This is a genomic window from Rhodococcus sp. OK302, assembly GCF_002245895.1.
Taxonomy (GTDB): Bacteria; Actinomycetota; Actinomycetes; order Mycobacteriales; family Mycobacteriaceae; genus Rhodococcus_F.
Window position 1 is genome coordinate 534,672 of the sequence record NZ_NPJZ01000001.1, and the last position, 13,615, is coordinate 548,286.

The 13,615-nt window shown below is 60.3% G+C and carries 14 protein-coding genes; 5 read left to right on the forward strand and 9 right to left on the reverse strand.

Features of this window, described 5'->3' with window-relative positions:
- Positions 1–46: 46 nt before the first annotated feature.
- Entirely contained in the window at positions 47–1,603 is a 1,557-nt protein-coding gene (locus tag BDB13_RS02385) for a bifunctional 3'-5' exonuclease/DNA polymerase (protein WP_094270242.1), read from the forward strand.
- Between the two features lie 49 nt (positions 1,604–1,652).
- Complete coding sequence (locus BDB13_RS02390) at positions 1,653–3,878, forward strand: MMPL family transporter (RefSeq protein WP_094270243.1); 2,226 nt, start codon at positions 1,653–1,655, stop codon at positions 3,876–3,878.
- On the opposite strand, the gene BDB13_RS02395 is transcribed toward BDB13_RS02390, so the two are convergent.
- Genes BDB13_RS02395 through BDB13_RS02410 form a run of 4 tightly spaced genes read right to left on the reverse strand, consistent with a single transcriptional unit; the run spans position 3,875 to position 6,366 of the window.
- Positions 3,875–4,720 carry a DNA-3-methyladenine glycosylase family protein gene (locus BDB13_RS02395; RefSeq protein WP_094270244.1) on the reverse strand — a complete coding sequence of 282 codons (846 nt, stop codon included), beginning with the start codon at positions 4,718–4,720 and terminating at the stop codon, positions 3,875–3,877. The two genes, BDB13_RS02390 and BDB13_RS02395, sit on opposite strands and share 4 nt — an antisense overlap.
- Positions 4,717–5,274: a methylated-DNA--[protein]-cysteine S-methyltransferase gene (locus tag BDB13_RS02400; protein ID WP_441347223.1), complete on the reverse strand. Its 558-nt coding sequence runs from the start codon at positions 5,272–5,274 to the stop codon at positions 4,717–4,719. The genes BDB13_RS02395 and BDB13_RS02400 overlap by 4 nt, the downstream gene beginning before the upstream one ends.
- 50 nt (positions 5,275–5,324) lie before the next feature.
- Positions 5,325–5,822, reverse strand: a complete 498-nt coding sequence (locus tag BDB13_RS02405; protein ID WP_176459510.1) for an RNA polymerase sigma factor — start codon at positions 5,820–5,822, stop codon at positions 5,325–5,327.
- A gap of 43 nt (positions 5,823–5,865) precedes the next feature.
- Positions 5,866–6,366: a methylated-DNA--[protein]-cysteine S-methyltransferase gene (locus BDB13_RS02410; protein ID WP_094270247.1), complete on the reverse strand. Its 501-nt coding sequence runs from the start codon at positions 6,364–6,366 to the stop codon at positions 5,866–5,868.
- Between the two features lie 144 nt (positions 6,367–6,510).
- Here BDB13_RS02410 and BDB13_RS02415 point away from each other — a divergent pair, with 144 nt between their 5' ends.
- Together BDB13_RS02415 and BDB13_RS02420 are read left to right on the forward strand one after the other, a co-directional pair.
- The gene (locus BDB13_RS02415; protein ID WP_094270248.1) at positions 6,511–7,065 is read left to right on the forward strand and encodes a ribulose 1,5-bisphosphate carboxylase large subunit; all 555 of its coding nucleotides are present in this window, start codon (positions 6,511–6,513) and stop codon (positions 7,063–7,065) included.
- Positions 7,066–7,327: 262 nt separating this feature from the next.
- Positions 7,328–8,626, forward strand: a complete 1,299-nt coding sequence (locus BDB13_RS02420; RefSeq protein ID WP_254922676.1) for a cutinase family protein — start codon at positions 7,328–7,330, stop codon at positions 8,624–8,626.
- Between the two features lie 4 nt (positions 8,627–8,630).
- On the opposite strand, the gene BDB13_RS02425 is transcribed toward BDB13_RS02420, so the two are convergent.
- The 4 genes from BDB13_RS02425 to BDB13_RS02440 form a co-directional block, all read right to left on the reverse strand.
- Positions 8,631–9,368, reverse strand: coding sequence for an SDR family NAD(P)-dependent oxidoreductase (locus BDB13_RS02425; RefSeq protein WP_094270249.1), 738 nt, complete (start codon positions 9,366–9,368; stop codon positions 8,631–8,633).
- The gene (locus tag BDB13_RS02430; RefSeq protein WP_094270250.1) at positions 9,365–10,390 is read right to left on the reverse strand and encodes a phosphotransferase family protein; all 1,026 of its coding nucleotides are present in this window, start codon (positions 10,388–10,390) and stop codon (positions 9,365–9,367) included. Before BDB13_RS02430 ends, BDB13_RS02425 begins: the two co-directional genes overlap by 4 nt.
- Positions 10,387–11,598, reverse strand: a complete 1,212-nt coding sequence (locus tag BDB13_RS02435) for an acyl-CoA dehydrogenase family protein (protein WP_094274615.1) — start codon at positions 11,596–11,598, stop codon at positions 10,387–10,389. Before BDB13_RS02435 ends, BDB13_RS02430 begins: the two co-directional genes overlap by 4 nt.
- Before the next feature lie 103 nt (positions 11,599–11,701).
- A complete protein-coding gene (locus BDB13_RS02440; RefSeq protein WP_094270251.1) occupies positions 11,702–12,328 on the reverse strand; it encodes a TetR/AcrR family transcriptional regulator in 627 nt (208 codons plus the stop codon).
- A gap of 88 nt (positions 12,329–12,416) precedes the next feature.
- Between BDB13_RS02440 and BDB13_RS02445 the strand changes: the two genes are divergently transcribed.
- Positions 12,417–12,878 (forward strand): SRPBCC family protein, encoded by a 462-nt coding sequence (locus tag BDB13_RS02445; protein ID WP_094270252.1) that lies wholly within the window; start codon positions 12,417–12,419, stop codon positions 12,876–12,878.
- 4 nt (positions 12,879–12,882) lie between these two features.
- Here BDB13_RS02445 and BDB13_RS02450 read toward each other — a convergent pair whose 3' ends face one another.
- Entirely contained in the window at positions 12,883–13,527 is a 645-nt protein-coding gene (locus BDB13_RS02450) for a TetR/AcrR family transcriptional regulator (RefSeq protein ID WP_094274616.1), read from the reverse strand.
- Positions 13,528–13,615: the final 88 nt, after the last annotated feature.

The window sequence follows — 13,615 nt, forward strand, 5'->3', positions numbered from 1 at the left end:
GACCACGAACATCATGCCTGTCGGACCCTACGGGCACACTGGTCCCGTGAGAGTTGTCGTGGTTCCCGGTAGTACGACGTCCACGGGAGCTGTGACGGCAACGGTCGTTCGCACCGATCCCGACGGGACTCTCGTCAGCGATGCCGTCGAACATCCTGATCTGGTCTCCGCAGTCCAAACCATCGAGGCTGCCGAGCATCCCCGGTGGGTCTGGCCCAGCACTTCATCGGTGTATCCGACGTTGCTGCGGGCGGGCGTGCGAGTTCAACGTTGCCACGACATCTCACTGACTCGCGCCATTCTGGGCATGCGGGCCGGCAAACCGTCACCTCCGGACGAGGAGTTCGACGACGACCGTCTCGGCCTTTTCGACACCGCACCCGTTCTCGATCCCCAGGGTGTTGTTGCCGAGTTTGCCGCGCAACGAGCCACCATCGGATCGGACTCGCGCCTCGATTTATTGATCGCCGCCGAATCCGCCGGAGCCCTCAGCGCCGCCGAAATGACCCACACCGGCCTACCGTTTTCGACGCAGAAGCACCGCAAACTCCTCGAAGAGCGACTCGGCCCCAAACCGACGGGATACGACCTCCCCGTCCGGATGCAAGAACTCGCGGCCCAGATCAGCGAGGTCTTCGGACGCACCGTCAATCCGTCGTCATCCGTCGAGATCACCGAGGCTTTCGGCCGCCAAGGCATCGAGTTGCCGTCGACCCGTAAGTGGTTTCTGCAGGAAATCGACCACCCGGCAGTGCCATTGCTGCTGCGTCACCGCGAACTCGCCAAGCTGTACAGCACCAACGGTTGGCAGTGGATGGACAGTTGGGTGCGCGGCGACCGCTTCCGGCCCATCTACGTCCCCGGCGGTGTGGTGTCCGGCCGGTGGGCCAGCCGCGGCGGCGGCGCTCTGCAGATTCCCAAGACCATGCGCTCGAGCGTCGTCGCCGACCCCGGGCACACATTCGTGGTTGCCGACGCCGGCCAACTCGAGCCTCGCATTCTCGCGGCAATGTCACGCGATCACCGCATGATGGAGGCAGCGGGTGACGACGACCTGTACGCGCTAGTCGGAGCCGAGGCCTTCGGTGGAGACCGGGCCAAAGCCAAAATTGCCATCCTCGGTGTGCTGTACGGGGCCACCGCCGGTGAAGCCAAGGCACTTCTCATCCTGCTACGGAAGCGGTTCCCGGTAGCGGTCGACTACGTCGAAAAAGCAGCCAAGGCCGGCGAACGGGGCGAGGTGGTCCATTCACTTCTCGGTCGAGCCTGTCCCCCACCGTCTCCCGATTTCTATTCACACGGCGACGCCCATGCGCGTGGACGGTTCACCCGAAACTTTGTCGTGCAGGCAACGGCGTCGGAATGGGCGTTGTGCCTACTCGCGGACCTGCGTCGCCGCCTGGCCGACGACCCCGACGGGGAATTGGTGTTCTTTCAACACGACGAGGTAGTCGTGCACACTCGAAATCCAGAGTCCGGCACCGCCCATGTGCTGGCCGCTGCGGCGTCGGCAACCCGATTGTTGTTCGGCGACACAGTGGTTAGGTTTCCGATGGATGTGGGTATCCGCGAGATTTACGGCAAACCTGTTCCTCCTGAGTAAAGCGGGTTCCGCTCATGTTGGTGCTGGTCGAGTGCGCTCGAGGAGAACCATGACCAAGCTGGATACAACCGACTCGGAACAGAATGGCAGCCCAGCGGTGAAACGCCACCGTCTGCCGATATTCACGGTGATCGCACTGGCGATCTTCGCCTTTATCGCGGGCGGATTCGGTGGCGCGTTCCAGGGAAAACTTGCTGAGGTTCAGAAGAACGACAATTCCTCGTACCTACCGAGTTCTGCCGAGTCGACTGTCGTCAGTAATCAGTCTGCGGAATTCCTCTCGGTGGAAACCATTCCCGGATTTGTTCTCTTCCATCGAGATTCAGCCCTGACAGATGCGGACAAGTCTGCGATCGACACTGCGCGCCAGTCTATTTCGAGCATCTCCGGCGTCGACGCAAACGGAATGCAACCGACGCAGTTCTCGGCGGACGGCACCACTGCATCCATCTTCGTGCCCCTTGTCGCACAAGACGGTGACACCGCTGTGGCGGGCGATGTGCTGGCAGCAACCGAACAGAACGTCATCGATGCAGCCGAACACGCCGCCGGAGACATGCAAGTGCTACCCGCCGGACCGGGTGGTCTGCTCGTTGCCCTCATCGACGCCTTTTCGGGACTGGAGGGCGCCCTCCTGGGCGCGGCTCTGCTTGTTGTCATTCTGATTCTCCTGGTGGTCTATCGCTCACCCGTCCTGTGGTTTTTCCCGCTGTTCTCTGCGGTCCTGGCAATCGGTTTGTCATCGATGGTGATCTACTACCTGGCGAAAGCCGATATCTTGACGTTGACCGGCCAATCACAGGGCATCTTGTTCGTACTGGTCATCGGTGCGGGCACCGACTACGCACTGTTGATAATTTCTCGATATCGCGAAGAACTGCACAACTATCCCAATCGATTCGACGCGATGATCCGAGCGTGGCGCGAATCCGTGCCGGCAATCACGGCTTCGGCTGCCACTGTCATTCTCGGTCTGCTGTGCCTGACGTTTTCCCAACTCAACTCCAACAAGAGTCTGGGCCCAGTCGCGGCCATCGGAATTGCCTGCACCTATCTGGTGATGATGACCTTCATGCCCGTCACGCTGGCAGCGGCCGGTCGCTGGGTATTCTGGCCCCGCACACCACAAGTCGATCACGCCGCAGACCTGGCGACGCACGGCCTGTGGGGCAAGATCGCGACAACCGTCGGCAAGAAAGACCGCAGTTTGTGGATCGGTTCTAGCGTGCTGCTGATCGTTCTGTTCGCGGTCGGCATCGGAAGCCTCAAGACCGACGGCCTGACCGCAGCTCAAAATTTCACCAACACTCCCGACGCTGTTGTGGGGCAGGAACTCTACGATTCCCAGTTCAATCCGGGAACCGGCGCGCCGGCCGTCATCACGGCCAATGCCGCCCAGTCCGACGCGGTCATCAAAGCGGCAAGCGCCACCTCGGGAATCTCACAGGATCCCGGCGCTGTCTGCACGCAAGTCGATGTGGCCAAAGTCAGTGCTTTGATCAAGACCAACCCCGCTGCCGTTGCCCAGGCCGCTGCAGCGGGTTGTGCCCCGGCAGGTTTCACCGTTGCTCCGATCGACGGACGCACCATGATCAACGCAACGCTCACCGACTCTTATGATTCGCCGCAAGCCTTGGAAACGATCACACGACTCCGCACCGCAGTGCATGCAGTTCCCGGCGCTGACGCCCTGGTCGGCGGCAGCACCGCGACAACCCTCGACGTTCAAGCGGCGTCGGTGCACGACCGCAATCTGATCATCCCTATCGTGCTGGTTGTCATCTTCCTTGTTCTCGCCGCACTGCTCCGTGCCTTACTCATTCCCGTGATTCTGATTGCAACCGTGGTTCTTTCGTTTGCTGCGACCCTGGGCGTGAGCGGATTCTTCTTCACGCATGTCTTCGGATTTGCCGGCAGCGATCAGTCGTTCCCCCTCTACGCGTTTGTCTTCCTCGTAGCCTTGGGCATCGACTACAACATCTTCCTGATGACCCGTGTCCGCGAGGAAACGAGTGAATTCGGCACTCGTGCAGGTGTATTGCGCGGGCTAGCAGTTACCGGCGGTGTCATTACGTCCGCCGGAATTGTTTTGGCTGCAACGTTTGCCGTACTCGGAGTTCTGCCACTCGTGTTTCTTGCCCAGATCGGGTTTGTCGTGGCCTTCGGCGTTCTCCTCGACACGATCATTGTGCGCAGCATCCTGGTGCCCGCTCTCTCCCACGATATCGGCAAGCGGATCTGGTGGCCGTCTGCGCTGGCACAGGCAAAAGATTAGAGAAACGCTTCCTTCGTCCACAGATGGAAGAGTGCGTAGGCGCGCCAGGGCCTCCAGCTCTCCGCCAAGGCAGCAGCCTCCTTGCTTGACGAAACGCCGAGCGCCCGCTTGAGAACGAGATCGTCGGGAACAAATGCGTCGCGGTCACCCAAGATCCGCACGGTCAGATAGTCCGCGGTCCACGGGCCGATGCCCGGCAAAGCGAGGAGTTCGCGACGGAACCGAACCGGTTCCGCATCCCAGCCGAGATCAAGCCCTCCGGCAGCGGCAATCGCCAAGGTGTGCACGGTTTTTGACCGAGCCTTGGTTAATCCGACAGCCTCCCCGATCGCCTCCGGGGATTGCGCAGCCAGCGTCTCCGGCGCGGGAAAGGCAACAAAATCCCCGTCCACAACGTCACCGAAAGCACTGACAATTCGTCCACCGAATGTTCGCGCCGCGGCCAACGAAACCTGTTGTCCCAGGACGGTGAGGACAGCGGTTTCAAACCCGTCGACACTGCCGAGCACCCGTAGACCCGGTCGCGCCGCAATCAACGGAGCAATGATGTCATCCGAATCGAAATACGGATCGATCATCGAGTGATCGGCATCCAGATCCAACCACCTACGTACCACCGACTCGAGGACAACAGGATCCGTACCCGCGGTGGCACTGGCCGACACATGATCGTCGTGCCACGATACCGACACGATCGAGGGACCAGCGGGCAGTGAAATAACGCGTGCATGCACTCCGCCGTCGTGGCGCTCCAATCCCGCCACACAGTGAGCACGCAGCGCACCGACCATCGGATCCGTCGAGTACGGCGCAATGAACGGAAGCTGCAGCACGACAGTCATGTTCGGTTACCGGATTCGAGATCCAAGAGGATTGCCTTCAGTTCCGGACCACCCGCATACTGCCCAAGGCTTCCGTCGCTACGGACCACTCGGTGGCACGGCACAACTAGTGGCAGTGGGTTTTTTGCACACGCCGTTCCCACAGCGCGGACGGCCCGCGGACTTCCGGCAGCAGCAGCAACCACCGAATAGCTTGCGGTATGGCCATATTCAATCTCGGGAAGATGACGCAGAACTTCGCGTCGAAAACCCTTGGCCAGCTGAAAATCCAAAGGCAGATCGAATTGTGTTCGCGCTCCGGCAAAGTACTCGTCCAACTCCCGCGCGACAGTGTCGAGCCTGCGCGGAAAATGCAGGACACGAGGGCTCACCGTATCGGCCAATCGCTCCAACACCAGATCATGGCCCTCGATCGCAAAAGCAACTCGAACCAGGCCCGCATCCGTTGCGGCGAGCAGCAGTTTACCGATCGGCGAGTCGACGGTCCGGTAGGCCACATCGATCAACTGCGCAGCCGACGCCTCGTCAGCGAGCCTCGAGCGCAACCTCGCCATCGCGCCCTTATCTACCGCGGGGAGTGCATCGAACAGTTCGGAATCGATACTCATGCGTGGCTCCCTTCCGGAACAGTTTTGGGCAAGTAAGTCTTTCGAAGGGCGGCAATGCCGTCGGAGCCGGCCTTCCGGGCAGCTGTCGGTGTGTTGCCCAAAATTTCCGCGATGTCGGCGTAAGGCAACCCGCCCAGAAAGTGATAAGCCACAGCGGCACGTTGCTTGAACGGTAACTGCTCCAGCGCATCCCACAGTTCGTGGTCCCAAGACCCTGGCAGACCGATGCGGGTGGGCAGTTCCGGAACCTCGTCGGTGGGAATCGCGACACGGCCCCGAACGCGAACGATGTCAATGGCTTTGCGGTGCGCAATAGTCACCAGCCACGCTTCGACATTCGCGCCCGGATCGAGTTCCGGATAGGCACGCATCGCCGCGATGAATGTCTCGGACCAGGCGTCCTCGGCATCGACGGGTCCAACTACCGCACGGCATACCCGCAGCACGACAGAACCGTACTCGGTCACGACTTCTTCGAACGGTTTCAACGACACGATCAGCAGACGCTCGGGCCGATAGATATGTGAGCTCGACTCATCAGAACAACACATCCGAGATTCCGCCGGATTCACGTTCGAGAAGGTACCGCTTGCGATCAAGTCCTCCCGCAAATCCCGTGAGACTCCCGTCGCTACCGACCACACGATGGCACGGCACGATGATGCTGATCGGATTCTTCCCGTTTGCCGCTGCGACGGCACGCACCGCAAGAGGATTGCCCAAAGTTTGCGCAAGATCTAGATAGGTCCACGTTTGCCCGTACGGAATGGTCCGGAGCGCAGCCCACACTCGGTGCTGAAACTCGGTTCCCGACGGATCCAACGGCACCGTGAACTCGGTACGTTCCCCCGAAAAATACTCCGCGAGCTGGGCCTCTACCTCACCGAAATTCGCCGGTGCGCTGTCCCCGAAAGTCGATTCGTCAGGCTTGTGCCGGTGCTCTGCCATATACAGTCCGCACAGGCCATTTGCACTCGCGACCAGCGTCAACGGGCCGATCGGAGACTCGGTCACGGTGTGGGTACGGGTAACCGCCATGTCTTGATCCTTCCAGGTATCGATTGGCGACGATCAGGACGCGTGTCCCGTATCGCTTGCATCGCTCATAACTCGAAGACGTTTCGCGCTACAAGTATGTGAGATTTACCTGCACTTCCGCTGATCATCAGGCAGGATCAAGGGATGGCTCTAGTTTTGCCCGGACGCTCGAGCGTTGTCCGATCCGTCAGCGACGTCGTGCACTGGTCCGCATCTGCAGTAATTTTTGCGGTCACGCTCCCATCGCGCCTCGACGCGCTACTGGTGAGCGTCGAACGACTGGTCGCCAGAATTGGCCAGATAGCCGAGAACGCCGATCGCGTCGTTGTCGGCGTCGCCTCCGTAACTGTCCGCGCTGAAACTCTGGTCGAAGCCGTCGAACAAACTTCGGACATTGCTCAACAGCTCCTCGAACTGTACGAACCCCTCGCTGTACAACTGGCACCGTTAGCTGCGAGGTTTGCCAACGACATCAGCGAAGCCGAAGTCAGTGCCGCGATCAAACTGATCGACCAACTCCCGGAACTCACCGAACGAGTAACGGCAGTCCTGCCGATTCTCGCGACATTGGACTCGGTATCCCCCGAGATCCACGAACTTCTCAGTGTCGTCAAAGACCTCCGCCAGGCGATCGTCGGGGTGCCGGGATTCGGCTTCTTCCGGCGACGGGGCGAAGCAAAAGACGTTCCAGCACAATAGAATCCAAACCCGGACCGGGCCAATCAATCCCTCGCCTCGAAGGCCATTTTCGTTCAATCGCCGAGAACGAACGTAAACCTCACATCGCATCCCATTTGAGTAACAATTCCGATGTGGCGAACTGTTGTACACAGAGCACTCTCGTGTCGTAATCTGACTGCGCGAGACGAGAAGTCCAGCCGCAGAACGCAGGTCACTTCCGCTCGTTCGAAGAATGGACCAGCCAACATACCCGTCTCGTTCGCCGACCACCGGAGGATTGATGCCTCAACCAGGTGCTTTTCGCTTCCATCTCGAACGAATCGCATTGGTGGCGATGGTTCTCGCCGTGGTGAGTGCGACGTTCTCGTCTACGGCGGCAGTCGCCGAGTCCAGCGGCGCTGATACTGCGACGGGAAGCACCAGCTCCGTCACCGGGCCGAGCGACGATGAAGGGGTCGACCCCAACAACTACGGCGCAGAGTGTCCCGGCACCTTGATCGTCGGAGTCTCCGGTGCATCTGATTCGTCGGCCGATCGCAATCCGTTGACAGACGCCGCGGTACAAGGGGGATCCAACTGGTTGAAAAACGTCACGGTGCCCACCGGTGCACATCTCCAGGACGAACCTGGAACTATCGGGTGGATGTACGTACCATATCCGTCGACGTACGGGGTAGGCCTCTTTGATCCTGTTCCCACATACCAAGATTCGATGGCCGCCGGAGTTGAGTCGACAAACCGACTTCTCGAGGACAACAAGATCAAATGCGGAGACGCGACAAAATATGTTCTGCTCGGATACAGCGTCGGCGGCGAAGTCGTGGAACGGGTGGCGCGCGACATCGGTCATCGTGACGGGACATCGCCAATCGGTCCGGATGACATCGCCGGCGTCATGCTCGTCGGCGACCCGTATCGGCCCACCGGCACGCCAACGTTGGGCCAACCCGGGCCAGCCGGCGGCGGCTTCATGTCACAGGAACCAGCCGACTACGGTGCGCTCGCCGGCAAGGTTCAATCTGCTTGTCGGCCTTACGACATGGCGTGTGATGCACCGAAAAACATTGCGATACTGCAACTCACTCTCGGAGTGCTCGGTCAACTGCATTTCACCGTCGCCGACCTCGGCCAGACGTTCGTCGACTTCGGCAATGCCGTCAGGACCATGGCAGCCAAATCCATCGTCTACATAAGCGCACATCCCGGATGGTTCGACTCCGACGAGTCGTTCCTCGACGTCGCACTGAAAACCTCGAATCAAACCTTCGATCCCGACGGACCGAACAATGACATCCCATTGACCGATGCCGAAATCGTCGACGCGTTCAAGTGGGCCATGGGACCGGGGGCCGACGTGGTGCAAGCAAAAATTCACGCCGACGGCCCCCGGTTCATCGAAGACAACAGTGGCATCTTCGAAGTGGTGACCAAGCCGTACATCTTCCTCGGATTCATCCAGCACATCTTCTACTGGAACAACAATCCGAACGACCCGTGGTACTGGGAGAGTGAGCGGATCGTCGATTGGATAACCACGCTAGCGAGAACTCAGCACGTCCTCGACCGCTCCGGAAACTGAATGCTCAGGCCCGATAGCCGTCGGTTCCGGCCCGGGTCATCACAACCTTCGGAACAACTGCGCGAGCCGACAACCGGAGGAGGCCGTCCACCAGTTCGACGATGTCGTCAACCTTGATCATCGTGTCCGGAGGGATCCGATCCTGGGTCCAGGCAGACATGTCGGTGTCGACATATCCCGGAGCAATCGCGGTGGCACTGATGCCATTTCCGGATTCTTCGGCATTGAACGCCTCGACCATCGATATCAACGCAGCCTTCGTCGCACCGTAAACAGCGAGCCCACTTTCGGCGTACACCCCGGCCATCGATGACAGGGTAATAACTTTCGCCCCAGCGTCGAGATCATTGTCAGCTGCGGCCCGCAGCAACGGCAACGCTGCCTGGAGCAGCGCGAACGGCGTACGAAGATTCACCGCCACGGTTTTGTCGAAGCGCCGCATGGGGTAGTCCGCAACGCTCCCACTTGTTCCCACGCCCGCATTGAGAATCAAAGCGCGCATGGAATCGAACCGATCACCGTGAACCGCAACGAGTTCCGCAGCGAAATCCTCATTCGCCATATCTCCGGCAACTACGACGACGTCGGGAGATCCCGCGCTACGCAGTCCCTCGGCGACCACTTCGAGCTTTTCACTGTCCCGGGCCGTGATCGTCAGCCCGTAGCCGAGCGTCGCAAGACGCGTCGCAATTCCCAATCCGATACCTTTGGATGCACCGGTGACGAGTGCTGACCTACTCATTCAAATTTTCCGTTCAACGCATTCAATCCAGCTGAGATAAGTTCCGGCACAGAAGATGCTGCGGTATCAAACCCTCCGCCTACTGTCGCTCCGGCACGGAACCGGTGATCGATTCCTTGCGCAATCACGGCCAGCTTGAAGAAGCCGAGAGCCATGTAGAAGTTCCAGTCGGTGAGCTCGCGGCCCGAGACCGTCGAATACCGCTGGGCCAGATCGACAACGGACGGCAACGACGGACTGGTCCAGGCTGCCGGCTCGCCCAGGACCAGATCCAATGCGGGATGCCGGTAGACGCACATCATGGCAATGTCGGACAGCGGATCGCCGAGCGTGGCGAGTTCCCAGTCCACAACTGCTGCAACCTTTGTGACGTCGCCAGCGGCAAGAATTGTGTTGTCGATCCGGAAATCGCCGTGCACGATCGACGATTCCGATTGCGCCGGAATCAGTTCCGACAACTTCGACGCCAACCGGTCGACATCAACAGAATCTTGCGTCTTCACCCGACCCCACTGCCCCGACCACAGCTTCACCTGACGCGCCACGTAACCCTGTGGACGGCCCAATTCGCCGAGGCCAACGGCGTTGTAGTCGACGTCATGGAGAGCAGCCAGCACTCGTACCAATTCGTCGGCGCACTGCGCGATCTGAACTGCGGGAACGGCATCGAGCTCGGACTTGGTTCGAATCACCTGCCCCTCGATAAACTCGACGACAGTAAAGGACGCCCCCATCACCGATGCGTCCTCACACAGCGCCACCGTGGGAGCCACCGGCACTGCGGTGCCCTGTAGAGCGGAAGTGATCCGGAACTCGCGCGCAACGTCATGCGCGGACGGCGTCAAACCTGCCGTAGGCGGACGACGCACAATCCAACTCGAGGCGTCGTCGTAAATCCCATAGGTCAGGTTGGATTTGCCGCCGGAGATCAACTCCGCACGCAGATCACCGACGACCGCGACGTCGGAATCGATCAGATACTTCTGCAGAGCTGGGAGATCCAGGCCGGGAAACTCGCTCATCGCGCACCGTCACGAGCGGCGCGACGCGCTGCGCCGACAGTGCGCTTGGCAATTGCCCAGCGGTGAACTTCGGACGGTCCGTCGTACACACGGAACGGGCGAACTTCGCGGGAGAGTCGCGCCAATGGCAGATCCTCGGAAACTCCCATGCCGCCGCACATTTGAACGGAGTTGTCGACAATGCGGAAGATTGCCTCAGCGGCAAACGTCTTGGCGATCGAGGTGGAGTTGCTCGCATACCCACCCTGATCAAGCTCCCAGCAGGCCTGAACCAGCAAAGCACGGCTGGCGGCGATGTCGATCTCGTTGTCCGCGATCATCTTCTGGATCATTCCGAGATCACCGAGCTTGGATCCGAAGCCTTCACGCTCCGCAACACGCGCGACGGCGATGTCGTGACCGCGACGTGCGGCGCCGAGCCAACGCATGACGTGCGTCATGCGTGCGGGGCCGAGGCGCACCTGTGCGTAGGCGAAACCCTGGTCGACCTCACCCAGAACAGCCTCGTCCGGAACGAAGAGATCCTCGAATGTGACCTCGCAGTGTCCACCGATCATGGACTTGTCGAGCGTGCCGATGTGACGGCCCACGATCAATCCGGGAGTACCTGCGGGTGCGAGAAACATTGTGGCACCGCCACGTTGACCGGGTTCACCCGAAGTCCGGGCCATGATGATGAAGAACCCTGCACCGTCGGCGCCGGTGATGAACCACTTCTTGCCGTTGATCTTCCAGCCGCCCGGAGCCTTTTCTGCTCGGGTATTCAATGCAGCGGGGTCCGACCCTGCACCGGGTGCGGGTTCCGTCATCGCAAAAGCGGAACGCATGTCGCCACGAGCCAAAGGAGCGAGGAACTGTTCTTTCTGCGCGGCGCTCGCCACGTGAGCAAGCATGTGGACGTTGCCCTCGTCAGGCGCGGCAATATTCAGCGCGGTGGGGCCGAAGAGCGAGTATCCGGCTTCCTCGAAAACCGGCGCCCGATCACTCATGTTCAGCCCGTGTCCGCCGTATTCGATCGGCGCATGGGGAGCAAAGACACCGGCGGTCCGGGCCGCATCCTGCATCTCGATACGAAGAGCGTCGCCGCCGGCAACCGCGATGTCGCCGCCGTGCTTGTCTTCGATCGGGAGAACTACGTCGCGAGTGAAGGCGCGCGTCTTCTCGATCAGCGCCGTCACCTCCGGTGCATACGTCAGATCGATTGCCACCATCCACCTCCAAGTTAGACCGACCGAACGATCGCTCGGTCTATGCACTGTGGCATACCGGCACCTCAGCGGTCAACCACTCAAATCCGCTTCGCACCCACAACTACATCCCCACCCGCTTCGCACCCACCGTGCACCTCGCTATGCCCAAATACCGCTCCACCAACTCATCCGGCGACAACTCGCCGTCCGGCCGGTACCACTGCGCCACCGCCACACACATCGTCACGACAGCCCGACTCGCATCCTCGGGATAAGCGGCATCGAACACGCCGGACCCCACCCCGTCCCGCACGATCCGATCAACCTGCTTCTGCTGCGCATCACGTTGAGCGATGTATTTCGCCCGACCCTCCGGTTCCATACTCCGAAGTTCCGACGACGCCACGAAGGACTGCTCACGTCGAAACATGTGGAAGCGCAACAAGGATTCGATGACGGCGTCGAAACGATCCGAAGGATCCGTACCTGCTTCCGTCTCCGCAACACCGGTTCGTTCGAGCAACTCCCCCATGACAACCGTCGTCAAGCCGATCAACAACGCCTGCTTCGACGGGTAATGGTGGTAGAGCCCTGGCACGGAAAGCCCGGCTCGTGCAGCGATGTCTCGAATCGATGCACCGTGGTACCCCTGTTCGACAAACGCTTCCAATGCTGCCGCGAGGGGCTTGGGCAGACCCAGGTCTTCGTATTGCCGCCAGGATCCGCGCGTCGCGGGTTCGTTCGTCATACCCGATACCGTAGATCCACTTGTGCTGACACGAATATGTCGGAGCAGTTAGCTACAGTCGATGTCCATCGATAGACAGGGACCAACCATGATCCACGTTCGCCATTCCGCGGTTGCTGCCGTACCCGTCGATGTCGCCTTCGCCTATATCGACGATTACCGCAATGTTCCGACGTGGATGTTCGGCGTTTCCGAGTTCGTTCCCAACGGCGAGTTCGATCAGGGCCTCGGCGCAACCTTCGATGCTGCGATGCAAATCGGCCCCAGCACGTTGCGCTCCAAGCTCGAGGTCACGGAGTGGGAGAAGGACCGCATCATCACGCTCTCAGCACTTGGGGGCGTCGCCAATTCGTCTACCTGGGAATTCACTGCGGTCGACGATTCCAACACCGAACTGTCAGTCGATTTTGCCTACAAACTTTCCGACGGACTGGCCGGCAAAGCCTTGGGCATGCTGGTCGGACCATTTGTCGAGAATGCAGTCCGGAACAGTGAAGAAACGTTGCGTCGACACCTCGAGGCGGAGTTCGCCGCACGCGGGAAAAGCTGATTGGTTACGGCTGTTCGGACAGCTTCAACGCGTTCGCCCAAATCCGGGTTGCTGTCTGAACCACGTCCTCGAACGGCACGGGCTTTCCGTCCGCACCAGGCTCTTCGGACACGAACACGCTGTACGCAAATCGGCTAACCATGGACGAGAGCGCTCGCGAAGCCAGAAGCGGGTCCAGTGAGCTGTCCGCTTTCCCAGCCGCCTGCAACCGTTCGATGGCTCTCGCGTTCCGATTGATGAATGTTGCGCCACGATCGCGTCGTAGCTTCGCGAATGCCGGGTCGATGTGCGACACCTGCTCGAGCAGACCCATCAACTTGGCGTTGCGGCGGAACGCCGTCAAGTATGCGCGGTTGCTCGATTCGAGCACGGCATAAGGACTGTCTGCATCATGCGCACGACCGACGCCGGGATGAAGCATGTCTTCCTGCGCCACGGCGAGAACGGCAGCAAAAATCTGCTCTTTGTTGTCGAAATAGGTATAGAAGGAACCGGTCGAGCAGTTCGCTTCCTTGGTGATGTCCGTCAATCGCGCATCGAGATAGCCTGCACGCTCGAACACCGTGCGCGCAGCTGCCACCAGAGATGCCCTAGTCCGGACGCCTCGCGCCGTCACCGGGAGATCACGTAGGAGCTCCGTCGCAGCCATCGACGGCGGCGGACGGTCTTCCCAGTTCTCCTGATTTTCAACGCGAGAGGTCACCCGCTACTTATACGGCAATGCCGACGGCGCCCGG